Source organism: Stenotrophomonas maltophilia, from assembly GCF_013464485.1.
GTDB lineage: Bacteria > Pseudomonadota > Gammaproteobacteria > Xanthomonadales > Xanthomonadaceae > Stenotrophomonas > Stenotrophomonas maltophilia_AW.
This window is the reverse complement of record NZ_RAUX01000029.1, coordinates 71,776-94,053: the sequence shown is the minus strand read 5'-3', so window position 1 is coordinate 94,053 and position 22,278 is coordinate 71,776. Positions and strand designations below refer to the sequence as shown.

The following is a 22,278-nucleotide window of genomic DNA, read 5'->3' as shown; positions in this document are numbered from 1 at the left end:
GATGGCTGGTTTCGCGATTCGCGCTGCTCTTGCGGCAGCCGGTGTACTGCTTGCGGTGGGTTGCCATGCACAGCCTCCCGAAGTGGGTGGTTGGCGCAGGGTTTCCGACAGTGATCTGGAGCGCCAGTTCCACTTCTCCATGCTGCCCCATGCCGCAACGGCAGGAAGCCGCTGGGCGGTGTACGACGCCAAGGCGGGCAAGGTGGTGTGCTGCCTGTCGGTGGAAGGCACTGAGGTGAGCGAAAGCGAGCTCCAGGATCGCTTCGATATTCCGGGGCCCTGGGTCACCGACCTGGTCAATGGCTGGAATCTCGATGCAGCGCCTTATCGTCCACGCGTCCAGCTGCTGAAGGTGCAGGGGGCGCTGGGCAGCTACACCTTCAAGGAAGAACGCGAAGCAGCAGGGGGCCTTCTGCTGCCGCCCGACGCGCGGGTGGTCGGGGCGAACACGCTTGAGATCGCCGGAGAGCGGTATACGGTGCAGCGCCGGGAAACCTCGCTGGCCGATGGTGACGGTGGCGTTCAGACCTACACCTTGAAGCCGGCCAAGGGAGGCGCGGCGCTGAAGGTCGAGGTTCCGTTCGGAACCTACTAGATCGGGACCTGCCAGGGATGGAGCCAGGCGTCCGCAGTGGGCCTGCAGGCATGCGCGCGGTTGGCCGCGCGCAGAAGTGGGTCGCTGCCTGTGTCGGGCGCGGCCTGCGCTCGTTCCTGCCGCTCAGTCTTCTTCTTGCGACCGCCGCGTGCGCCGGAAAGCCGGGTGCATCGGAAAGCCTGGCTGCGGGTGCATCGACAACTGACCCGGCAACGACCGGAGAGAATCCTGCCTCCACGGCACGCAACGCAGGGTATGCCGGCGTCAGGATGCTCTCTCCCCATTCCGGTTGCACCTTCCTCAGCAGTCCGATCAACTTCTGTGATGATCGGCATCGTGCCGAGATCAACAAGGTGATCGCCGAACAGCGACCGAACTTCAACGGGCACTACATCGTGGCGGAGCTGGAGGAATGGCCTGAGTACTTCCAGCGCTCGGTGGTGGTGATCAACGCCCGGAGCGGAGTGGTGTATCCCGTGCCGATCGATGCGTTGTCCGGCGCCTTGTCCAGCAGGGGACGTCCGATGGGGCATGGGACGCTGGAAACGTCGGTGGATGCGCAGCAGTTCTGTCTGCTCGGAACAATACTGGCCTACCGATCGATCAACGAAGGGCGGTTCTGCTTCGGATTCGATGGCGTCCGCTTTACCGGGTACCAGACTGCGTACATGGTGTTCGAAGCGCACTGATGGCGACCAGCAGCGTGTGGCGACGGCTGGAATGATGACGGCGGCCTGCCTGGCCGGGCCAGCACAGGAGGGGGCCTGTTCGCTGGCGCGGCGCCGTCCCGGCAATTGGCCCGACATGGCAACCGCTGCACCTTCATGGCATCCTCACGAAACTGATTGGCCAGGTGCCATCGACGGATGAATGACATGCAGAACTGGATCGGACGCGCGGCCCCTGGGCTCGTGGTGGCGCTGTGCCTGGCTGCGCCACTGGCGCATGCAGCCGAGCCGACCTTCGGTGGCTGGCGCAACCTGGATTCCCGTGATGGTGCCGAGCCTGCACTGCGGGACGTGCCGTTCGCGGTACTGCCCACCACCGTGGCCCGCGACGCGCGCTTCTCGATCTACGACCGTGAAAGCAAGCGGCTGGTGTGCTGCCTGCAGGTGGCCAGCGCCGAACTGGACGACACCGCGCTGCGCAAGACCTACCAGTTGCCGGAACCGTGGGTGAGCGACCTGCGCAATGGCCGCAGCACGGCGCGCCCGTGGCCGACACGGGTCTACCAGATGCGTCGCACGGACGAACTGGTTGGCTACGGCTTCAGCGACGCGCCCGAAGCCTACAGCGATCTGGGCGGGCTGCTGTTGCCCGCCGATGCACGGCTGCTGCCCGATGGCAGCGTGCAGGCGGGCGCGACCTACCGCCTGCAGTTCCGCAGCACGCCGCTGGGCGATGACAGCAGCGCACTGGACCGTTTCACCCTGCAGCCGCTTCAGGGCGAGGGCAAGCCGGTCGTGGTGGAAGTGTCCTACGGAACCTATTGATCCAGAACGTTAATCGGGCGTGACGGTGCGCGCGTGCACCGCCGTTTTCCATCTGCTACCGTCGACCTACAGGGGAAGGACCTGCCCGCCGTTCGTGGGGCAGCAACGGTAGGAACGCCATGGAAGCGATGCGCAACCTCATGGTGCAGGCAGCTGGCCTTGATGCCGGCAGCCGCCTGTACCGGTTGGATCTACCCGGCATGCCCGCGGTCGTAGTCGATCACTGGCATGGACATGACGCCCTGTCGCAGGGGCGGCATCTGACGATCGATGTACTCGCGCTGGACGCTTCGCTGCCGCTGGCCGAATGGCTGGGGCAGCCGGCCTGCCTGCATGTGCGTTTGGCCGACGGCCAGGACTGGCCGCGCCATGGCGTCATCGCCGCTGCCCGGTGCGTGGGCAGTGATGGAGGGCTGGTGCGCTACCGCATTTCGCTGCGCGACTGGACGTGGTGGCTCGACCAGGCGAGATGCAGCCGCGTGTTCCAGGAACAGGGTGTGCGCCAGATTGTGGACGCGGTGTTCCAGATGCACCCGGAATACGCACAGTGGCGCTGGAGCGATGACGTCGAAGAACTGCTGGCCGGCTCGCGGCCGCGCAGCTACTGCGTGCAGTATCGCGAGACCGACCTGGCCTTCGTGCAGCGGTTGCTGGCCGAGGAAGGGCTGGGCTGGTGCGTGCAGGATGTCGAGGAAGCGACGGCCGGGCATGGCCTGCTGCTGTTCGCTGATTCAACCACGCTGCCCGAGTCGGCGGAGTCACGTGCCAACGGTGGAATCCGTTTCCACCGCGCCGATGCCAGCGAGCGCCACGACGGTGTGCAGCAGCTGGGACAACGTCGCCGGCTGCACAGCACCCGCGTGCAGTTGCACAGCGGCGATTACCGCAGCGTCCGGTCGCTGATGGGGCAGGTGCCGGTGCAGGGCGGCGGCCATGGGCTGCGTGAGGCCTACGATGCCAGCGGTGCGCACGTCTTCGCCGATGCCGCAGAGCTGCAGCATCACGCGCACCTGGTGGCTGAAGCGATGGAAGCGCAGGCGTTGCAGTGGCAGGGCCTGGGCAGCGTGCGCAGCGCCGACGCCGGGCAGGCCTGGGTGCTGACCGGCCTGCCGGGCGAGGTGCCGACGGAACTCCTGCTGGTGGATGTCGAGCACGCCGGTGTCAACAATCTGCCGGTCGATCTGCGCCAGGCGCTGTCCACGGACGAAGCGGCCAGCGGAGGCGACCCCACGCTTCAGGCCGAGGTACGTGCACACGGCTACAGCCACGCGTTCAGCGCGCTCGCCCGCGACCGCCGCTGGCGGCCAGTGCTGGAAGATGGCACTGGTGTGCGGCGCAACCCGCGGCCGCTGGCCCCCGGCTACCAGACCGCGATCGTCGTGGCCGGGCAGGGCAGCGCCAGCGACGAACTGCATGCCGATGCACTGGGACGGATACGCGTGCGTTTCCATTTCCAGGACGCGGCAGGCGGCGCGGACAGCGCCTGGTTGCGGGTGGTGCAGCGCTACGCGGGCCCGGGAGTGGGCAGCCAGTTCCTGCCACGGATCGGCCAGGAAGTGCTGGTCGGCTTCCTGGAAGGCGACATCGATCGTCCGCTGGTGCTGGGGGCGCTTTACAACGGGCGCGGTGAAGCAGGTATTGCACCGACGCCCGCCGGCGCCAGTGGCGAAGCCGATACCACGCCGCTTGCACAGGCCCGCGATGGTGCCGGCAGTGCACAGGCCAACCTGGGGGGAGGCCAGGCACCGGCGTGGCATGCAGCGGCCGGAGGCGAGCAGGCGCATCGGCATGCGGGTGCGCTGTGGGGCGTACAGTCGCGCGAGTGGCAGGGGCAGGGGTGGAACCGCCTGCTGTTCGATGACAGCGACCAGCAGTTGCGTGCGCAGCTGGCCAGCAGCCAGCAGGATTCGGCGCTGAGCCTAGGCCATCTGCGGCACCAGGCCGACAACCATCGCGGAAGCCTGCGCGGAACCGGTTTTGAACTGCGCAGCGACGCGTGGGGCAGCGTCCGGGGGCAACGTGGACTGTGGCTGGATGCCCATGCGCATCGCGGCCAGGAGCCCGCAGGTGCCGCACCGCAGGCGAGCGCATTGATGCGCCAACTGGCGACGCTGGCGCAGCAACAGGCTGGCGCGGCGCGCAGCCATCTGACCGTGCAGCCCGCGGCCCACCTGGGCGTACAGTCGCCGCAGCGCTCCTCGCTTGACGGTACGCGGGCACCGCTGCCGGTGCTGCTGGCCAGCGTGGCCAGTACCGTGCCCGGAACCACGCTGCAGGACGCCAGCGGCGCGGCCGCGCAACGGAGCGCTGACGCGGCCGATGGTCGGGTGCCCCATACCGGCGATGCTTTGCTGGGCCTGTCCGCACCGGCAGGGACAGTGATGGTGGCGGGGCAGGGACTGCACTGGGCCCAGGGTGAAACGCTGGTACTGGGCAGTGGCCAGCACAGCGATGCGACGGTGATGGGGCAGGCGCGCTGGCATGGCCGCCAGGCGATCGGCGTGCTGGCCGCGAGCATGGCCGGTGCCGACACCACGAACGCGACACTGACACTGGCCAGTGCAACCCAGCTGCTGGACATCCAGGCGCAGCAGGATCGGGTGGGCGTACAGGCGCGGCAAGCGCTGCGGGCCGCCAGCGCCCAGGCCGCCGTTGAACTCGGCGCTGGCCGCACGATCCAGGTGGCGACTGCGTCCGGTGCCAGCCTTACCATCAGCGACGGCAACATCGTGTTCAATGCGCCGGGGCGGATCACCGTGCATGCAGGCCGCAAGTCGTTCCTGCCTGGCGGTGGGGGGCGCTATCCACTGCCCGTGTTCCCGCAGTCGGTGTGCAAGGAATGCCTGCTGCTTGCGGCGCAACGCGCCGCACCGCTGACGCCGAAGGGAGGCTGAGGATGGGCCCGGCCTGGCATTTCCCTCCGCTCGCGTTGCCGCCGCTGGATGCGGACATGCAACGTTTCATGTTGCTGGATGGCGCGCAGTGCGACCAGCCGTTGCAGCTGCTGCGTGCGTTGCCATGGGCGCCGCTGCGCCTGTTCGATGGTCTGCTGGCCGACGGCAGCGATGACGCCAGCGTGTTCCTGGCGCGGCTGCCGCGGGGCATCGACATCGACCGCTTGCTGCAGCGTGCCACCGCCCAGGCACGTTCGCCGGGCCTGCTCAGCGTGATCGAAACGTCATTGACCGGCGAGGCGCTCCAGCAGCGCCTGCAACGACGCCTGGACGCGCGCTACCCGAACGGCAAGGAATTCCTGGCCCGCTTCTTTGACGCACGCGTGCTGCCCTGGTGGGTGCAGGTGCTCGACGAGGCACAATGCCGGGCCTTCCTGTCGCTGGGGGAGCGCTGGTGGTACCTGCGCCACGATCTGCAATGGGCGCAGCTGGAACTGCACGACATTGGCCAGGATCCGCATGACCCACCGTGGGTGCTGGAGGCGCCGCAGCGGCGCGCGCTGATCGATGCCAGCTACCCCTACACCCTGATCGACCATTTCCAGCTGACCGACCCCGAGCTGTTGACGCGCCTGCCGCGCGCGCGCTGGTACTCCTTCCTGCGGCGCGTGGTGGCAACGGCCGCCGCGGCCGGGATCGAAGACAGCCGTCGTGTGGTCATGGTGGCGACCTGGGCGCTGCTGGCCGGTACGGATCTCGGCGATGACCCGGCCTGGCAGCAGCGCCTGCAGGACTTCGCCGCCGGGCGGCGCAGCGCGGCCGATATCGGCGACGAAGTCTGGCCACTGGAAGAAAGCTGGGATTGAACGGAGCGAGATCGCGATGATGAGCAACAAGTATCTGTGGTGGAGCGCGCTGGCGGTGATCGCGCTGCTGGTGGTGGGTGTCGGCTGCAGCCGGGCGATGGCGCGCGGCAAGACGCCGATCATGTCGTTGTTCGCGTTCAACTACAGCCCGTATTACCTGGCCGATGTGCGCGTCGATGGGCAGTTTCTGGGCGGCTTGGACGGCTACACCAATGGCGGCTCCGGGATGGGGCCGCGTGCGCCGCGCGGCAAGGGGCCGGACAGCGTCCGTGTACGCTGGATCGAGGCCAACCGCTACGATCTGGCCACCAACCGCTACCTGAGCGAAGGGCACCGCGTGCCGCGCGAGGCGGTGGTGCCGCTGAAGACGCCGTATCCGCCCAACCCGGCGACCTTGCTGCTGCATTTCTACGCCGACGGCCATGTCGAGGCGGAGCTGCTGGACAAGAGCGTGAACAAATGGGATGTGCGACGCATGCCGGTGCCGAAGGAGCACAAGGACCATGACCAGTACTGATCCGACCGCGATTCCGGGCCAGGTGGATCTCGAACCCGGTACCCCCGATCCGATCGCGCAGGCAGAAGGCACGGCGCGCACGGCGCGGCTGGCGCGCGGAACGCGTCCGTTGAGTGATGCCGAGCGTCGCCGCCGCCAGGAAGCGATGTGCGGCACGGTGCCCGACAAGGAAGCGGCCACCACCGGGTGCACCCAGAGCCTGCACCTGAGCGTGTTCTTCGACGGCACGGGTAACAATCGCGAAGAGGAGCTGGCCAAGGATGTGGGGGAGCGGGCGCTTTCCAACATCGCCCGGCTCTACGACGCGCATGTAATGGATCGTCGCAACAGCAAACGCCAGTATCTGGCCGGCGTCGGCACGCCCTGCCCGGAAGTGGGTGACAGCGGCGGCCTGCTCGGGCTGTCGATCGGCAAGGGCGGTCGCGAGCGCATCGACTTCGCGCTGCAGGCGCTGGACGAGCTGATCGACACCCAGCCCGAGCCGATGCGTATCCTGGTGGTCAGCGTGTCGGTGCTGGGCTTTTCGCGCGGCGCGGCATCGGCACGCGCGTTCGCCCGCGACCTGGCCGCGCGCTGCCGGCGCCAGGCCGATGGCACCTGGCTGTACCGCGAGCGCATTCCGCTGCGGATCGGTTTCATGGGTGTGTTCGATACGGTGTGCTCGGTGTGGCCGAGCCTGGCCGCCGCCGCGGTGAACTACCGCAATGGGCATACCGGCTGGGCCGAAGGCATGGTGGTTCCGGAAATCGTGGAGCAGTCGGTGCACATGACCGCCGCCCATGAGCTGCGTGGCCAGTTCCCGCTGGATTCAACGCGGGAGCACGCGCTGTACCCGGCCAATACGGTGGAAATCTGGTTCCCGGGCGTGCACTCGGATGTGGGCGGCGGCTATGACCCGCAACACCAGGGGCGCCAGAACAGCATCGCGCGCTTTTCCCTCAACGAGATGTACGACATGGCGCAGGCCGGTGGCGTGCTGCTCAACCCGATCAGTCTTCTGGAAGATCACGTCAAGGCCGAGTTCGACAAGCAGGATCCGGAGCTGCAGGCCGTGTTCAACGCCTATCTGCAGGCGGTGCGGGTCAAGCGCGGGCGCATGGAGGACGTGCAGGCCTCGCACATGGAGCTGCTGTACCGCTGGCTGCGGGTGCGCGTCGCGCGCGGTGACAAATTGCCGTCGATGCAGCGGCTGGCGGCGCGCGAGGACGCGTTGCGCGAGCAGGTGCGGACCCTGCGCCGTCGCCAGTCGCAGCTGCCATCGCCGTGGGGCAACGACAACCTGCATCTGGCCGACCAGGGCAACGCGGACAAGACGGCCGAATGGAATCGGGTGTCCGATGAACTGAAGGCGCGGGACGATGAGCTTTCAGCGGTGCGCAAGCAGCGCCGCGGCCTGGAGAAGGAGAACGACACGATGCTGGGCAAGATCGTCGGCCTGCGTCGCCGCCGCGAGCGGGGCGCGACGCTGACCATGGCCGAGCGGGTGACCCTGGAGTCGTGGGACAACACTACCCTGCTGCCGCCGGAGGTGGAGGCCTTCTTCGACGGCTACGGCCACGACTCGGTGGCGCACTGGTTCATCGGCAACCTGAGCCAGTGGCGGGTGCTGTATTTCGGTGCCACCAAGTACACCCCCGGCAAGGTGGAGGAGAAGGCCGAAGCGACCGAGGCAGTACCTGGCTGAGAGGGCGGGCTACACTACGCGCCGCGGCCGTGGGCCGAGCCATCGATGTGAGTGCCGTGCCCCGTCTGCCGTTGTTGTTGTCCTTGTCCCTGCCGGTGCTGGCGGGCTGTGCCAGTGCGCCCCCGCCGCCGGCGCATTCCGGCGCCTTGTGGCGGTTGATCGAGCGTGATTGCCGCGGCACCGACGGGCCGCGCGGGGACTGCCTGCAGGTGGAGGCGGCGGCGGACCGCCGCGACGTGGTGGTCAAGGATGCGCACGGCGACTACCAGTTCCTGCTGATGCCGCTGGACAAGATCAGCGGCATCGAGAACCGCGGCTTGTACCAGCAGGGCGCACCGAACTACTTCGCGGCGGCATGGCAGGCCCGCAGCCATACCGAACAGGCCCTGGGCCAACCTCTGCCACGCACTGTCGCCAGCCTGGCGCTGAACTCGCCATACGGCCGCTCGCAGCATCAGCTGCACATCCATGTTGATTGCCTGCGTGCCGATGTGCTGCAGGCGCTGGACGCACATGCCGGCGCCCTGGGCACCCGGTGGACGCCGCTGCCGGTCCTGCTGCGCGGCCATCAGTACCAGGCCCGGCTGCTGCCGGGCGCGGCGTTGACCGCCAATCCCCTCAACCTGCTTGCGCATGACCTGAGTGGCGTGGACGACGTCGGCCAATGGAGCCTGGTTGTCGCGGGTCGGGACAACGTGCAGGACGGCCCTGGCTTCATCCTGCTGGCCACCCGCGTGGATGCAGGCACCGGCAACGAGGCCAGCGGCGAAGAGCTGCAGGACCATGCCTGCACGGTCCTGACCGGCGCCGGCCACGCGCTGGAGCGGGTGCGCTAGTCCATGGTGCAGCGCTGGCTGCGCCATATCGGTGCGGTAAGTGCCATCAGTTGGCGGTCCTGCCAACCCTCCAGGTCGAGGTACTGATCGCGCAGTACGCCTTCCGGTTCGAAGCCGTGGGCCCGCAGTGCATGGGCAAAGGGGGCGCCGCAGTCCGGCGGCAGCATCACGAACACGCGATGCAGGCCAACGTCATCGAACAGGAATGGGCACAACGCCTGCAACGTTGCATCGGTGTGCGGATGCCAGTGCTGCAGTGACAGCAGTTCGGCGCAGCGTGCGTGCAGCGAATGCAGGCGGATGTGCAGCTGGTCCAATACCGTGCCACGCTCGTCTTCGAAGACGCCCAGCATCAACTGGTCGTTGTCCTGTTCAAGGCGTGAGCGGTGCATATGGGCAAGGAAGCGCGCTTCTTCGTCGATGCCGGGGTGAAGCGGCCGACCGCGTCGGCGTCGGTCGTCGAACAGGCGCCAGCCCGGCAGGTCGGTACGCTGGAAGGGGCGCAGGGTGACCGATGCTGCCTGCAGCTGCAGCAGATGGCGGCGCGACACCGGGCGCATGGGGGGGAGATGGGATGTGGGGTACGGGGTCATCATTCCCGGAACGATGGCCGTGCCGGCCGCGGCAGGCCATTCAATTCGTTGCAAAAGTGCGGCGAACCGCGCGGCGGGCCTGATTCGGTTCAGGCATAAGCCCATCAGGGCTGGTCATTTCCGTTGAAACCGCCCATTCAGGACACTTTCGTTACGGGATCGTTATGTGCCCCACAGGCCGCTGGCCCCGTACCACCCGCCCAACTCCTCCAGGAAGCCCATGTCCGCCTCTCCCAAGGCGCTGCGCCCGCGTCCGCTGGTGCTCGCACTGTCGTCCCTGATGCTGGTCTCGATGCCGGCCTTCGCGCAGGAAAGCGCACCCACCACATTGCAGGAAGTGAAGGTCACCGGCTCGCGCATTCCACGCGCCAGTGTCGAGGGCCCGTCGCCGGTGACGGTGATCAGCCGCGAGCAGATCGATGCGCAGGGCTACCGCAATGCCTTCGACGCACTGAGCGCGCTGACCGAGAACACCGGCAACGTACAGGGCGAGGACTTCGGCAACACCTTCACCCCGGCCGCCAACACCATCAACCTGCGCGGGCTGGGCCCGAACCGCACGCTGGTGCTGGTCAACGGCCGCCGCCAGGCCGACTACCCGCTGGCCTACGAAGGGTCGGTGAACGTGGTCAACCTGGCCAACATTCCCAGTGCGCTGATCGAGCGCATCGAGGTCCTGGCGGCAGGTGCGTCTGCGGTATACGGCTCCGATGCGATCGCCGGCGTGGTCAACATCATCCTCAAGGACCGCTTTGAGGGCGTGGATGTGAGCGTGCGCGCCGGTGGCACCCAGCAGGGCGGCGGCGACAACCAGCGCGCGCAGGTGGTCGGTGGTAGTTCCGGCGAGCGTTGGGATGCGCTGTTCGGCTTCGAGTTCGATGTGCGCAAGGCGATCCACGCGCGCCAGCGCGATTTCATGGATTCGCTGGACGATGATCCGGCCGGCAAGGCACCGCAGGCGACCGCGATCGCCTATCGCCGCAATGCCGCCACCGGCCGCAACATCGATCCGGGCGTCACTGGCTGCGACGGAGCGTCTGACATCTATGGCGGCAGCGTGTTCCGCGCCTTCAACCCTCGCCAGGGCTGGTACTGCGGCAGCAACGAGGCCGCCGCCAGCTACTGGACCGTGCAGACCCAGAAGCGCAACCTCAATGGCTATGGCCTGCTGACCTTCCACGTCAACGAGACCACTGACCTGTTCGCCGATGTCGCCGTGGGCAGCGCGCGGATCTACAACAACACGCGTGCGCCGACCTGGACCTCGGCCCGCAACTACTTCTACAACCAGACCACCGGCAACCTGGAAAGCTGGTACCGTCGCTTTGCGCCGGAGGAGATCGGCGGCCTGCCGCGCAATGCCAATCGCTTCCTGGAAAACTCGTGGTCGTTCAACGTCGGTGCGCGTGGCCAGATCGGGGACAGTGGCTGGGACTACGAGGCGGTCTACAGCCGTTCGCGCTACGAGAACCGCACGCGTCGCCCGGTGCTGCTGGCTGGCATCAATGAATACCTGCTCGGCCCCAAGCTGGGTGTGCGCAACGGCGTTGAGGTCTATGCGCCGGATCCGGCGCGCCTGTTCCAGCCGTTGACCCCGAACGAATACGAGGGGCTGTCCGACTACCAGGAAAGCCGTAACGCGGCATGGCTGCAGACCTTCAGTGCCAGCGTCAATGGCCGCCTGTTCGCGTTGCCTGGGGGCGATGCGGCGTTGGCAGCGGTGGTCGAGGCCGGCAGCCAGGGCTATCGCAACCGACCGGACCCGCGCCTGGGCAGCGGCGAGTTCTGGAACACCAGTGCAGGCGTCGGCGCCGGTGGCGAGCGTGACCGCTACGCTGCAGGTGTGGAGCTGCAATTGCCGCTGCTGCAGTCGCTGACCACCACCCTGGCCGGTCGTTATGACCAGTACCGTGCCGGTGGCGAGCACATCGGCAAGGCCACCTGGAGTTTCGGCGTCGAGTTCCGTCCGATCGAGAGCCTGCTGATCCGTGGTACGGCGGCGACCAGCTTCCGTGCGCCGGACATGAACTACGTGTTTGCCACCGAAACCCGCGGCTACAACCCGGGCATGACCGATTACTGGCGCTGCCGCACGGCGGGCCAGTCGTACGACAACTGCGACTACAACGGCCTGTCGATTGATTACAGCAACCGCGCCAATGCGCAGCTGCAGCCGGAATCGGCCAAGTCGTATGGTTTCGGCGTGGTCTGGTCGCCGCTGTCCGGCCTGGATTTCAGCGCTGACTACTACGACATCCGCATCGACAACGAAGTGACCAGCCTCGATACCAGCCGCATCCTGCGTGATGAGGCCGATTGCCGCCTGGGCCGGACGCTGGGCGGCGAAGCGCGCGATATCGGTTCGCCGCTGTGCCAGGACGCGCTGTCGCGGGTGATCCGCAATCCGTCCAATGCCACCGTGCAGCCGGACCAGGTGACCCGCGTGCTGATCAATCCGATCAACGCGGCCTCCGAATCGGTTCGCGGCCTGGACCTGAAGGGCAACTGGCGTTTCGATGCCGGCCGCTATGGCCGCTTCACCACGCGCCTGGCCTACACCGTGGTGCTGGAGCACAAATACAGGCAGTTCTCCGACGACCCCGAGCGCGACATCCGAAACTCGCTGGATGACTACCAGTGGCGCAGCAAGGCCAACGGCAGCATCACCTGGAACCAGGGTGACTGGACCACCACGCTGTACGGCAACCGCTTCGGCTCGCTGCCGAAGACCGATGGCAGTGGCCGCATCGCGCCGTACATGACCTACAACGCCAGCGTGTTCCGCCAGTTCGGCGAGAACCTGTCGGTGGGTGTGATCGTCAACAACCTGCGTGACAGCCGCCCGCCGGCGGATAAGAACGGTGGCGGCTGGCCGTTCTACCCGGTCGGCAACTACGACCCGTATGGCCGCCAGTACTGGGTGCAACTGGACTACCGGTTCCGCTGATTCCGCAGGCGAACGAAAGGCCCAGCATTGCTGGGCTTTTCTTTGTGCAGTGCACCCGTGTTGCCGCTGCGCGCGTGGCATGCTGTGGCGCTACCCGGAGGAGGATGCGCATGGATGTCAGGGTGTGGAGTGTGATTGCAGTGGTGGCCATTGCAGGTTGCAGTGGCAGGCAGGCGGCCAGCGTGGAGGATGCCGCGGAGGTGGCCAATGCCGCGCCTGCGCAGTCTCACGCGCAGCCAGCGGAGCACGCTGGGCCATCGCGCGCGGCAAAGGCATCGAGTGCCACGACGGCTGCCGCTGGGCTCGCGCAACCGGAGGGGCACTTCCTCGAGGGCGAGCGCATGCTGCTGAGCGAGGGTGCGGTGTCCGTGCAGAAGAGCGAGGCGCTGCTGGGTTCCGACAAGGCTTTCGCGCAGGCGATCAGCCAGTTCGAGCGCGATGCGGCTGGCCACCCGGAAGTGCAGGACCTGACCCGGCTCTACAGGACGGCCGCGACGCGGCTCATCGGCAGCGACGGCACGCTGGTGTCTTTCGCCTGTGGCTACAGCCTGTGTGTTGGCGAGATCCGAAGCCGTACTGATGAGGATTTCAGTGCCTGGTCCGAGGCGATCGGCACGGACAAGGCGGCCCCGGTCTACAGTCTGACCACGGCGCCGATGACATGGGGCAGGGACCAGCGTGGTGGGCGCTTCGTGTTCTCGGTGGATCCTGCAGCCAACGCCATCACGGGCCCGTAGCCGGCGGATGCCCGGCGCCGCGGCGCGTTACGGAAGCGCCTGCTGCAGGTACGACTCGATGACGTAGCTGAAAGGCTGCTGCTGGCGGTCGCGCAGCAGGGCACGCACTTCCAGGATCACGCCGTGATCGCCTTCGCCCCGCGGCGGCCAGAACGTCTGGTCAGCCAGGGTCTGGCGCTGGAAGCCGAGCGGGCCGACCACGCGACCGAACGGTTCGTCGGTGCTGTCCAGCACCTGGTTCATGGCCGGGCTGAGGTGACCAGGCAGGTACCAGTTGTCGGCCTCGGACAGCACGCGGCTGCCGCAGACCAGCTGCACGCGGCGATAGCGCAGGTCGGTACCCGGCTTCACGCCCAGCGCCTGCAGCACGTCGGCGGGGGCCGGCTTGTCCTGGCCGTGTATGCGCACGGCGCGCACCCGCGCCTGTTCGGCCAGGCCGTGCTCGGCGCACCAGTGTTCCAGCGTGGCGGTGGCGCTCTGCCCGGACAGCACGCGCTGGTGCAGGCGCTCGACCAGCGCAGCCGGGGCGATGCGCTGCTGGCCCGGCGGCGACTGCAGCGGCGCGGCGGCCGCAGCATCAGTGGCGGACAGGCTGGCGATCGGAGCGGCGGCAAGCAGGGACGCGGCCTGCCAGCGGCGGAGACGATCGTGGCGGTCGGACGGGCCCATGCGGCATCACAGCGGAAACAGGCGCCCATGTTACCCGTTCAGGGGGGTGCACGGCGTGGCTGCGACCGGTTGTCGCAGGGGGAATCATCGTTCTGGTGAATGCGTGCCATTCAGATATTTCGTTGGCCGATGGCTGCGGCGAGGCGCACGATGGCGCCACTCTTGGCATTTCGGGAGTTCCCGATGACCCTCCAGTTCATCCACGGCGGTGTCGACCGCGACGGCGCGCAACTGCATTTCCACATCCGTGATGGCCGCATCAGCGGGCTCAACGGCCATGCCACGCCCGACGATGGGGCGGAATGCGTCGATCTGAAGGGCTTCTCGGTGCTGCCCGGGCTGGTCGACGGCCACATTCACCTGGACAAGAGCTTCGTCGGTGACCGTTGGCACCCGCATCAGCCAGTGAACAGCCTGCGTGAGCGGCTGGCGGTGGAAAAGGCGGCAGTGGCGGCTGCGGCGCCGATGGTCGATCGCGCCGAGGCGCTGATTCGCCAGTGCAGCGGCTTCGGCACAGTGGCGATGCGCTGTCATGTTGATATCGATGGCAGCACCGGCCTGGGCCACCTGGAAGCGGTGCGCGAGGCCGCGCTGCGCTGCGCCGGCATCATGCGCATCCAGCTGGTGGCGTTCCCGCAGGCCGGGGTGATGTCCTGCGCGGGTACCGCAGCGGTGCTTGAGCAGGCCCTTGCAGCGGGTGTGGACGTGCTGGGCGGCATCGATCCGACCACGCTCGATGGCGATGCCGAGGGCCAGCTGGCACTGTTGTTCGGCCTGGCCGAGCGCTATGGCGTGCAGCTGGACATCCACCTGCATGAGCCTGGCGAAACCGGCCTGGCCCAGCTGCTGCGTATCGCCGCGCGGACCCGGGCCGCCGGCCTGCAGGGAAGGGTGGCGGTCAGTCATGCTTATTCGCTGGGCGAGGTGCCGCTGGCACGCGCGCTGCAGGTGGGCGAGGCGCTGGCGACGGCGGGTGTGGCGATCATGAGCAACGCGCCGGGCGATCATCCGTTCCCGCCGCTGCGCGCGTTGCATGACGCTGGTGTGCGCGTGTTCGCCGGGAACGACAACATCCGCGACTGCTGGTGGCCGTATGGCAACGGCGACCTGTTGCAACGCGCGATGCTGCTGGGCTACCGCTCCGGCTTCCATACCGATGCCGACCTGATGCTGGCGCTGGACATGGTGACCACCCATGCCGCGCAGGTGATCGGGCTGCCGCAGTACGGTCTTGTGGAAGGGCATCCGGCCACATTCGTGGCGGTGCGTGCCGACCACGGCCCGGCCGCTGTGGCCGCAGTGCCGGTGGAGCGACGCGTGGCAGTTGATGGCCGTTGGCTGTAGATCCAGGCCATGCGTGGATGAATGTGGCCGCGCGGTGGTTCCATCCACGCATGGCGTGGATCTACCCACGACGCCACGCCAGTTCCGGTTGCGCCGAGCCATGCTCGGCAGCTTTTCAGGCGTAATCGTCGGCGCGGGTGGCGACAAATTCCTCAAGCCACGCCAGCAGATGGGCGATGTCGATGAGCTCGCCCTGCTCGATGCGCTTGAGCAGCAGCGTGCTGGCGCCGATCTGCAGGCTGCTGTCGGCATAGCGCAGCACCGCGTCGATGCCCCAGGCATCGGTGACCTGCATCCAGGCCAGGCCCGGCACGCGCTGGGCCAGGGTGTCACCGAACGCCACGCCCAGTGCTTCCCAGCCATCGCAGTCGTCGCGGTCGATCAGCTCGGCATCGACCACGCGCTGCAGCGTGGTGGCCGCCAGCGGCCACTGCACCGGCAACGTCGGAAAGCCGGCGGCCACGCGCGCAGCGATCAGCAAGCGCTGGTGCTGCAGATGCGTCTGCAGTGCAGCGGGCAGGGGATCGAAGCGGGTGGGGATTTCATCGGACATGGCGAGGCGCCGTGGGGCACGGAAACTAGGGCGACTGTAGCCTGCGATGTAGTGCCTTGGTGCGTCAGGTCTGATCAGATATCGATGATCAGTGCGCGAACTGTGATTGCTTCCGCATGCGCAGCATCAATGTGCGAATACGTCATTCTACGCGATTCAATCGTTCTCTCATGGGCTCAGCCGGACTTGCGCGCTTGCTGGATGACGAACTCCTCCAGAGCTTCAAGCAGATGGTTGATCTCGATGGTCTTGCCTTCTTCGACGCGTTTGATCAACAGGGTGCCGGCGCTGACCATGATATTGGCGTCGCCATAGCGGAGAACCGCATCGACGCCCCAGGCATCGGTTACCTGGGCCCAGGCAAGTTCCGGTACACGCTGTGCCAAACAATCACCAAATGCGACCCCCAGTGCTTCCCAACCGTCACAATCATCGTGATCGATCAGTTCTGCATCGACTACGCGTTGCAGCGTGCTCGGCAGCAGCGGCCATTGAACAGGCACGGTAGGGAACGCAGATGCGACGAGGGCAGCAACCTGTGCACGCTGCTGCTGCATGTGGGCGATGAGCGCAGGTGGCAGAGGATCGAACCGGATGTCGGCTTCGTCCTTCGGAGCAGGGGTCAAAGTAACCTGGTACGTGTTGGTCATGGGTGAGGTAATTCGGAGAAGGGCGTTCGCTACCCTATCGCCCAGGCATTGGGTACGCCATCAGTCGGCCTTTTACGGCAAGCGTGTACCTGCTGGCGCTTCACCGCGATTTCGAATACTGGGCGGTCGTTTCCATCTACGCATGGCGTGGATCTACTGTGGTCAATCCGGCTCGCGATCAGTGGGCCTTTTGCGACAGGCGCGTACTCGCTGACGCTTCAGGGCCCTTTCGGATGCCGGACGGTCGTTTCCATCCACGCATGACGTGGTTCTACCGCGGTCAATCCGGTTCGCGCTGCACCTGGCGCCACAGTTCGCTGGCCAGCGCGCGCACGGCATCATCTGCGTCGGCACGATGCAGCAGGCCGATCTCGTAATTGTCGATCACCGGCAGCTCGCGTTCGCCATCGATGATGCGGTGATCGCGGGTGACCGCGCGGCGCGGCAGCAGGCTGATGCCGATGCCATCGGCCACCGCACCCTGGATGCCACTCAGCGACGAACTGGTGAAGGCGATGCGCCAGCGCAGGCCCAGCGCCTCCACGGCGTGGATCATCTCGTCGCGGTACAGCCCGCGTGGCGGGAAGGTGACCAGCGGCAGCGGGTCCTGCTGCAGGCAGCTGCTGCGCAGGCTGTCGATCCAGTGCATCGGCTCGCGCCGGCAATGCACCGCCTGGCGGCTGTTGCGGCGTTGCTTGACCAGCACCAGATCCAGCTCGCCGTGGTCGAAGCCGTGCGCCAGGTCGCGGCTGAGGCCGCTGCTGATCTCCAGCTTCACCTGCGGGTGGCGGCGGCTGAAAGCGGCCAGCATGCGTGTGGTCTGCGCGTTGACGAAGTCCTCGGGGACACCGATGCGCACCGCGGTTTCCACGGTGGCGCCCGCCAGCGCCTGTGCCATTTCCTCGTTCAGGTCGAGCATGCGCCGCGCGTAGCCGAGCAGGGTGTGGCCGGCGTCGGTGGGGTGCACATCGCGGTGCCCGCGCTCGAGCAGGCGATGCCCGGCCAGCTCCTCCAGCCGGCGCACCTTCTGGCTGACCGTGGACTGGGTCGAATGCAGGCGCGTGGCCGCGGTGGTGAAGCTGCCGCAGTCGGCCACCATCACCAGCGCCCGCAGCAGGTCCAGTTCGAACATGGTCCTATTCGATTTGGCACTGTCTTGCATTTGAACATTTCACTTCTGGATACCCGGGCCGACTTCTACCATGCAGGGCAGGGGCCGGCAATGCCCGGCTGTTGCTACCGTCGCACGGCGTTCCGTGGCGACGGCCATGAGGAGACACCGTCATGCGCGTCCATCGTTCCCCTGGCTGGCCTGCGCCGTTCGCGCGCGTGCTGCTGCTATTCCTGCTGGCCATGATCTCCCCGGCCTGCACCGCAACGTCCAAAGCCGACGTCGATGGCCGCCTGCGCGATGCCGCCGCCCGCGGCGATGCCGAGGCAGTGCGTGGGGCGCTGGAGGACGGCGCCGATCTGGAGGCGCGTGATGGCCAGGGCCGTACCGCGCTGCTGCTGGCCACGCATGGCAACAATGTAGACGCCGCGCGTGAACTGATCGAAGCCGGCGCCGACGTCAATGCCAAGGACGCCATGCAGGACAGCGCCTACCTGTACGCCGGCGCGCGTGGCCTGGACGAGATCCTGGCGATGACGCTGGCGCATGGCGCCGACCTGCGCAGCACCAACCGCTATGGCGGCACCGCATTGATTCCCGCCGCCGAGCGCGGCCACGTCGCCACTGTGCGCACGCTGCTGCGTGCCGGTGTTGAGGTGGACCATGTCAACCGCCTGCACTGGACCGCGCTGCTGGAAGCAATCCTGCTGGGTGACGGTGGTGCGCGCCATGTACAGATCGTGCAGCTGCTGCTGGAGGCAGGTGCCGACCCTGAGCTGGCCGACGGCGACGGCGTAACGCCGCTGGCGCACGCGCGCCAGCGCGGCTATACCGGAATTGAAACCCTGCTGCGCCAGCACGGCGCGGTGCGCTGAATGCAAACCCCTTCCACCCGCACGCTGGGCGTGCCCATCAGGATGCTGTCCATGTTCCGTTCCCGTCCGTTGTCCCTTGCCATCCTCCTTGCGGTGGCGCCGCTGTCGGCGTCTGCTGCCGAGCGCGCCGACCTGCTGATCCGCAATGCCACCGTGGTCGATGTCGAGCACGCCAGCACCTTGGCCGGGCAGAGCGTGGTGATCCGTGGCGAGGACATCGTCGCCGTCGGCCCGGACGCGCAGCTGCGCAGCCAGTGGAGCGCGGCCCGCCAGATCGATGCCAAGGGCAAGTACCTGATTCCGGGGCTGTGGGACATGCACGTGCACTTCGGTGGTGGCCCGGCGCTGATCGAAGAGAACAAGGCGCTGCTGCCGCTGTACATCGCGCACGGCATCACCACCGTGCGCGACTGTTCCGGTGACCTGCCCGAGCAGGTGCTGCAGTGGCGCGGCGAGATCGCCAAGGGCACGCTGTTTGGTCCGCGCCTGCTCAGTTCGGGCGCGAAGATCGAAGGCATCAAGCCGGTCTGGAAGGGTACGATCGAAGTGGGAAGCGAGGCCGACGCCGACAAGGCGATCGCCCGCCTGCAGCACGACAAGGTTGATTTCGTGAAGATTACCGACAGCACGCTGAAGCCGGAGCTGTTCCTGTACTCGGCCAGTGCTGCGCGCAAGGCCGGGTTCAAGGCCTCGGGTCACATTCCGATGGCGCTGACCGTGGAACAGGCGGTCGATGCAGGCCTGGCCTCGATCGAGCATCTGGACTACGCATTCAAGGCAGGCAGCAAGGATGAAGCGCAGATTGCCGCCGACTTCGGTGCCGGCCGCATCGACCGCGCCGAAGCCAACCGCCGCCTCGACGCCAGCTTCGACCGTGACACGGCGATGCACGCCTACCGCGATTTCGCCAAGCGCGGCGTGTTCGTGACCCCGACCCTCAACGGTGGCCGCATCCTCGATTTCCTTGACCAGGATGACCACGCCAACGATCCGTACCTGGCCTACATCGGCCCGGGCCTGCGCGCGACCTACCAGTGGCGCGTGGACCGCGCGGCGAAGGCCACGCCGGCACAGATCGAAGCGCGCCACGCGCAGTACCACCAGGTGGCCGCGGTGCTGCCGATGCTGCAGGAAGCCGGTGTGACGATCATTGCGGGCACCGATGCGGGCTTCCTCAACTCGTTCAACTTCCCGGGCATCGCCCTGCACCAGGAATTGCAGCTGTTCGTGAAGGAAGGCCTGAGCGCACCGCAGGCGCTGTCGGCCGCAACCCGTTCCGGCCCGGCCTGGTTCGGCCAGATGGACCGCTACGGTGGTGTCGCACAGGGCGAGGCCGCCGATCTGGTACTGCTGACCGCCAACCCACTGCAGGACATTGCTGCCACCGAAAAGATCGACAGCGTGATCCTGCGCGGCAACGTGTATGACCGCGCCGCGCTGGACAAGATGCTGGCCGACACCAAGGCCAGGGTCGCAGCGTGGAATGCCGAGGCGGCCAAGGCCAACTGATTGCGGGGCGGGGCAGAATCCACGCATGGCGTGGATGATGCGGCCGATGACCTAACGCGGCGCCGGCCGCATTCCATGCAATTGCGGCAGCGCGGCCTTCATCGCATCGATGAAGGCGCGCAGTCGTGGCGGCTGCTGGCGCGCGGCAGGAAATACGACATGAACCGGTAGGGCCGGTGCCTGCCACTCCGGCAGCAGCTGCACCAGGCGCCCTTGTGCGAGGTCCTCGGCGACCAGCCAGGCCGAGACCACGGCGGCGCCCAACCCGGCACGCGCGGCCTGCTGCACCACGAACAGGTTGTCGCTGAGCAGGCGTGGGCTGATAGACAGCGTATGCGCGCGCCCCTGTGCGTCATGCAGCAGCAGGTGTTCGCGGTAGTAGGTAATCAGTGAGATCCAAGGCAGCAACTGTGCCTGTTCCGGTGTACTGACTGCGGTGGCGTGCACCAGCGCGGGCGCTGCCACGACGATGCGCGGCACCTCGGCCAGCGGCAATGCAACCATGCGCGGTTCGTCCACCGGCCCCACCCGGACCGCGCAGTCGATGCCTTCTGCGATGAAATCCGGGCGCCGATCTTCCAGGATCCATTCCAGGCTCAGCTGCGGGTGCTGGGCGAGGAACGCGAGCATGGTCGGCAGCAGCTGCGCCTGGCCAAAGGCATGCGGCACCATCACCCGCAGGCGTCCGCGCAGTGTTTCTGGCTCGCCGTGCAGTTCGGCCTGCAGCGACTCCCATTCGTCGACCACGCGTTGCGCATGACGCTGGCAGCGCAGGCCTTCCTCGGTCAGTTGCAGGCCATGGGTGGAGCGTTGCAGCAGGCGCAGGCCGAGCTGCCGCTCCAGTGCCTGAAGGCGGCGGCTGACTGTCGGCTGGGTGGTGCCCAACTGCACGGCCGCGGCAGACAGGCTGCCGGCATCGACGATGCGCAGGAAGGTGCGCAGCAGATCCAGGCGATCCGCACCGGAAGCAAGGTCGTTCATGCGTATGGCGTATGAAGGATATGTAATGAAGCCTACTACAGACGTATGGCGAATACCGGCAGGATACGCCCACTTCCTTTACCGGACTCCGCCATGTCTACCCCTTCGCTATCCGTCGTCGCTGCACCCGCGACCGCACCGTCCACGCCGCTGGTGCTGGCGATGGCGGCCGGCGCCGGCTTCTCGGTGGCCTCGCTCTACTACAGCCAGCCGATGCTGGGCTTGATCGCCCAGGACCTCGGCGCTGGCGAGCGCGCCGCCGGTCTGGTGCCGACCCTGACCCAGCTCGGCTATGCGCTGGGCATCCTGCTGCTGGCGCCGTTGGGTGACCGGTTCGACCGCCGCCACCTGATCCTGTTGAAGTCCGCGTTGCTGGCACTGGCATTGGGCGCTGCGGCGATGGCTGGGCACCTGCCAGGCCTGCTCATGGCCAGCCTGCTGGTCGGGTTGATGGCCACGCTGGCGCAGGACATCGTGCCGGCCGCTGCGGTGCTCGCGCCGGATGCCCAGCGCGGCCAGATTGTCGGCCGCGTGATGACGGGCCTGTTGCTGGGCATCCTGCTGTCACGGGTGGTCAGCGGCGTAGTGGCCGAGGCGTGGGGCTGGCGCACCCAGTTCGTGCTGGCCGGGGTATCGGTAGCGGCGATGGGGGCGGTGATGGCACGTGCGCTGCCACGATTCGCGCCGACCAGCACGCTGCGCTACCCGGCGCTGCTGGGTTCATTGCTTGCGTTGTGGCGTGAGCAGCCGCAGCTGCGCCGTGCGGTGGCCAGCCAGTCGTTGCTGGCGGTCGGCTTCAGTGCGTTCTGGTCGACGCTGGCGCTGATGCTGCATGCACGTCTGGGCCTGGGCAGTGCGGCGGCGGGTGCGTTCGGTATTGCGGGTGCGGCGGGTGCACTGGCTGCACCGTTTGCGGGTCGATTCGCCGATCGCTTGGGGTGCCACGCAGTGGCGCGGCTGGCGATCGGGGTGGCGTTGCTGGGGTTTGGCCTGCTGCTGACCGAGTCCTGGCTGCCGCCCGCTGCGCTGCTGCCGCTGCTGGTGGTGAGCGCGCTGCTGTTCGATTTCGGTTTCCAGTCGGCGCTGGTGGCGCACCAGACGCTGGTCTACGGCCTGGTGCCGCCGGCGCGCAGCCGCCTCAATGCGCTGTTGTTCACGGGCATGTTCATCGGTATGGCCGCCGGTGGTGCGCTGGGCAGCCTGGCGCTGGCGCAGTGGGGCTGGCACGGCGTGGCCTGGCTGGCGGTGGTGTGCGCGGGCGGCAGTCTGCTGCTGCGTTTGAAGTAGGGGATGGTGTTCGGCAGGGCTTGCAGCCCTGCACCTGCGGTAGTGCCGGCCGCTGGCCGGCAACCTCAACAGCAACCCCAACAGCGTGGATTCCGTGGGTTGGTGGTGTGGTGTCCGAGTGCGGGGACGCCGCAAGT

At 67.3% G+C, this 22,278-nt stretch carries 20 protein-coding genes; 14 read left to right on the top strand and 6 right to left on the bottom strand.

Features of this window, described 5'->3' with window-relative positions; all coding sequences use genetic code 11:
- The first annotated feature begins 1 nt into the window (after position 1).
- The 8 genes from D7Y61_RS13155 (at position 2) to D7Y61_RS13120 (ending at position 8,885) form a co-directional block, all read left to right on the top strand.
- Positions 2–595: a hypothetical protein gene (locus tag D7Y61_RS13155; RefSeq protein ID WP_180866665.1), complete on the top strand. Its 594-nt coding sequence runs from the start codon at positions 2–4 to the stop codon at positions 593–595.
- A 50-nt stretch (positions 596–645) separates the two neighbouring features.
- Positions 646–1,284: a hypothetical protein gene (locus D7Y61_RS13150; RefSeq protein ID WP_180866663.1), complete on the top strand. Its 639-nt coding sequence runs from the start codon at positions 646–648 to the stop codon at positions 1,282–1,284.
- A 186-nt stretch (positions 1,285–1,470) separates the two neighbouring features.
- Positions 1,471–2,088, top strand: coding sequence for a decarboxylase (locus D7Y61_RS13145; protein WP_180866661.1), 618 nt, complete (start codon positions 1,471–1,473; stop codon positions 2,086–2,088).
- A 119-nt stretch (positions 2,089–2,207) separates the two neighbouring features.
- Positions 2,208–4,982: a type VI secretion system Vgr family protein gene (locus D7Y61_RS13140; protein WP_180866659.1), complete on the top strand. Its 2,775-nt coding sequence runs from the start codon at positions 2,208–2,210 to the stop codon at positions 4,980–4,982.
- Positions 4,983–5,038: 56 nt separating this feature from the next.
- Positions 5,039–5,848 carry a DUF4123 domain-containing protein gene (locus tag D7Y61_RS13135; protein WP_180866657.1) on the top strand — a complete coding sequence of 270 codons (810 nt, stop codon included), beginning with the start codon at positions 5,039–5,041 and terminating at the stop codon, positions 5,846–5,848.
- Between the two features lie 19 nt (positions 5,849–5,867).
- Positions 5,868–6,365, top strand: coding sequence for a hypothetical protein (locus tag D7Y61_RS13130; protein WP_180866656.1), 498 nt, complete (start codon positions 5,868–5,870; stop codon positions 6,363–6,365).
- A complete protein-coding gene (locus tag D7Y61_RS13125) occupies positions 6,352–8,049 on the top strand; it encodes a T6SS phospholipase effector Tle1-like catalytic domain-containing protein (RefSeq protein ID WP_180866654.1) in 1,698 nt (565 codons plus the stop codon). Before D7Y61_RS13130 ends, D7Y61_RS13125 begins: the two co-directional genes overlap by 14 nt.
- A 56-nt stretch (positions 8,050–8,105) precedes the next feature.
- Positions 8,106–8,885, top strand: coding sequence for a CDP-diacylglycerol diphosphatase (locus D7Y61_RS13120; RefSeq protein WP_180866652.1), 780 nt, complete (start codon positions 8,106–8,108; stop codon positions 8,883–8,885).
- Here the strand turns inward: D7Y61_RS13120 and D7Y61_RS13115 are convergent.
- Entirely contained in the window at positions 8,882–9,481 is a 600-nt protein-coding gene (locus D7Y61_RS13115) for a GNAT family N-acetyltransferase (RefSeq protein ID WP_180866650.1), read from the bottom strand. The two genes, D7Y61_RS13120 and D7Y61_RS13115, sit on opposite strands and share 4 nt — an antisense overlap.
- 217 nt (positions 9,482–9,698) lie before the next feature.
- Between D7Y61_RS13115 and D7Y61_RS13110 the strand changes: the two genes are divergently transcribed.
- On the top strand, positions 9,699–12,425 hold the full coding sequence (locus D7Y61_RS13110; RefSeq protein WP_180866648.1) for a TonB-dependent receptor plug domain-containing protein: 2,727 nt from the start codon (positions 9,699–9,701) through the stop codon (positions 12,423–12,425).
- Between the two features lie 110 nt (positions 12,426–12,535).
- Positions 12,536–13,162 carry a hypothetical protein gene (locus D7Y61_RS13105; protein ID WP_180866707.1) on the top strand — a complete coding sequence of 209 codons (627 nt, stop codon included), beginning with the start codon at positions 12,536–12,538 and terminating at the stop codon, positions 13,160–13,162.
- 27 nt (positions 13,163–13,189) lie between these two features.
- Here D7Y61_RS13105 and D7Y61_RS13100 read toward each other — a convergent pair whose 3' ends face one another.
- Positions 13,190–13,831 (bottom strand): hypothetical protein, encoded by a 642-nt coding sequence (locus tag D7Y61_RS13100; RefSeq protein WP_049398456.1) that lies wholly within the window; start codon positions 13,829–13,831, stop codon positions 13,190–13,192.
- Positions 13,832–14,014: 183 nt separating this feature from the next.
- On the opposite strand from D7Y61_RS13100, the gene D7Y61_RS13095 reads away from it, so the two are divergent.
- Positions 14,015–15,175: an amidohydrolase family protein gene (locus D7Y61_RS13095; RefSeq protein WP_180866646.1), complete on the top strand. Its 1,161-nt coding sequence runs from the start codon at positions 14,015–14,017 to the stop codon at positions 15,173–15,175.
- Between the two features lie 115 nt (positions 15,176–15,290).
- On the opposite strand, the gene D7Y61_RS13090 is transcribed toward D7Y61_RS13095, so the two are convergent.
- The 3 genes from D7Y61_RS13090 to D7Y61_RS13080 all read right to left on the bottom strand — a co-directional run bounded on the left by D7Y61_RS13090 (position 15,291) and on the right by D7Y61_RS13080 (position 17,540).
- Positions 15,291–15,728, bottom strand: a complete 438-nt coding sequence (locus D7Y61_RS13090; RefSeq protein WP_132810334.1) for a DUF3806 domain-containing protein — start codon at positions 15,726–15,728, stop codon at positions 15,291–15,293.
- Between the two features lie 176 nt (positions 15,729–15,904).
- A complete protein-coding gene (locus D7Y61_RS13085; RefSeq protein WP_050509791.1) occupies positions 15,905–16,378 on the bottom strand; it encodes a DUF3806 domain-containing protein in 474 nt (157 codons plus the stop codon).
- A 280-nt stretch (positions 16,379–16,658) separates the two neighbouring features.
- Complete coding sequence (locus D7Y61_RS13080; RefSeq protein WP_180866645.1) at positions 16,659–17,540, bottom strand: LysR substrate-binding domain-containing protein; 882 nt, start codon at positions 17,538–17,540, stop codon at positions 16,659–16,661.
- A gap of 122 nt (positions 17,541–17,662) precedes the next feature.
- Here D7Y61_RS13080 and D7Y61_RS13075 point away from each other — a divergent pair, with 122 nt between their 5' ends.
- Together D7Y61_RS13075 and D7Y61_RS13070 are read left to right on the top strand one after the other, a co-directional pair.
- Positions 17,663–18,364 (top strand): ankyrin repeat domain-containing protein, encoded by a 702-nt coding sequence (locus D7Y61_RS13075; RefSeq protein WP_180866643.1) that lies wholly within the window; start codon positions 17,663–17,665, stop codon positions 18,362–18,364.
- Positions 18,365–18,415: 51 nt separating this feature from the next.
- Positions 18,416–19,873 carry an amidohydrolase family protein gene (locus D7Y61_RS13070; RefSeq protein ID WP_180866641.1) on the top strand — a complete coding sequence of 486 codons (1,458 nt, stop codon included), beginning with the start codon at positions 18,416–18,418 and terminating at the stop codon, positions 19,871–19,873.
- 51 nt (positions 19,874–19,924) lie between these two features.
- Here D7Y61_RS13070 and D7Y61_RS13065 read toward each other — a convergent pair whose 3' ends face one another.
- Positions 19,925–20,854 (bottom strand): LysR family transcriptional regulator, encoded by a 930-nt coding sequence (locus D7Y61_RS13065; RefSeq protein WP_180866639.1) that lies wholly within the window; start codon positions 20,852–20,854, stop codon positions 19,925–19,927.
- A 93-nt stretch (positions 20,855–20,947) separates the two neighbouring features.
- Here D7Y61_RS13065 and D7Y61_RS13060 point away from each other — a divergent pair, with 93 nt between their 5' ends.
- A complete protein-coding gene (locus tag D7Y61_RS13060) occupies positions 20,948–22,141 on the top strand; it encodes an MFS transporter (RefSeq protein ID WP_180866638.1) in 1,194 nt (397 codons plus the stop codon).
- The last annotated feature ends 137 nt before the right edge of the window (positions 22,142–22,278 follow it).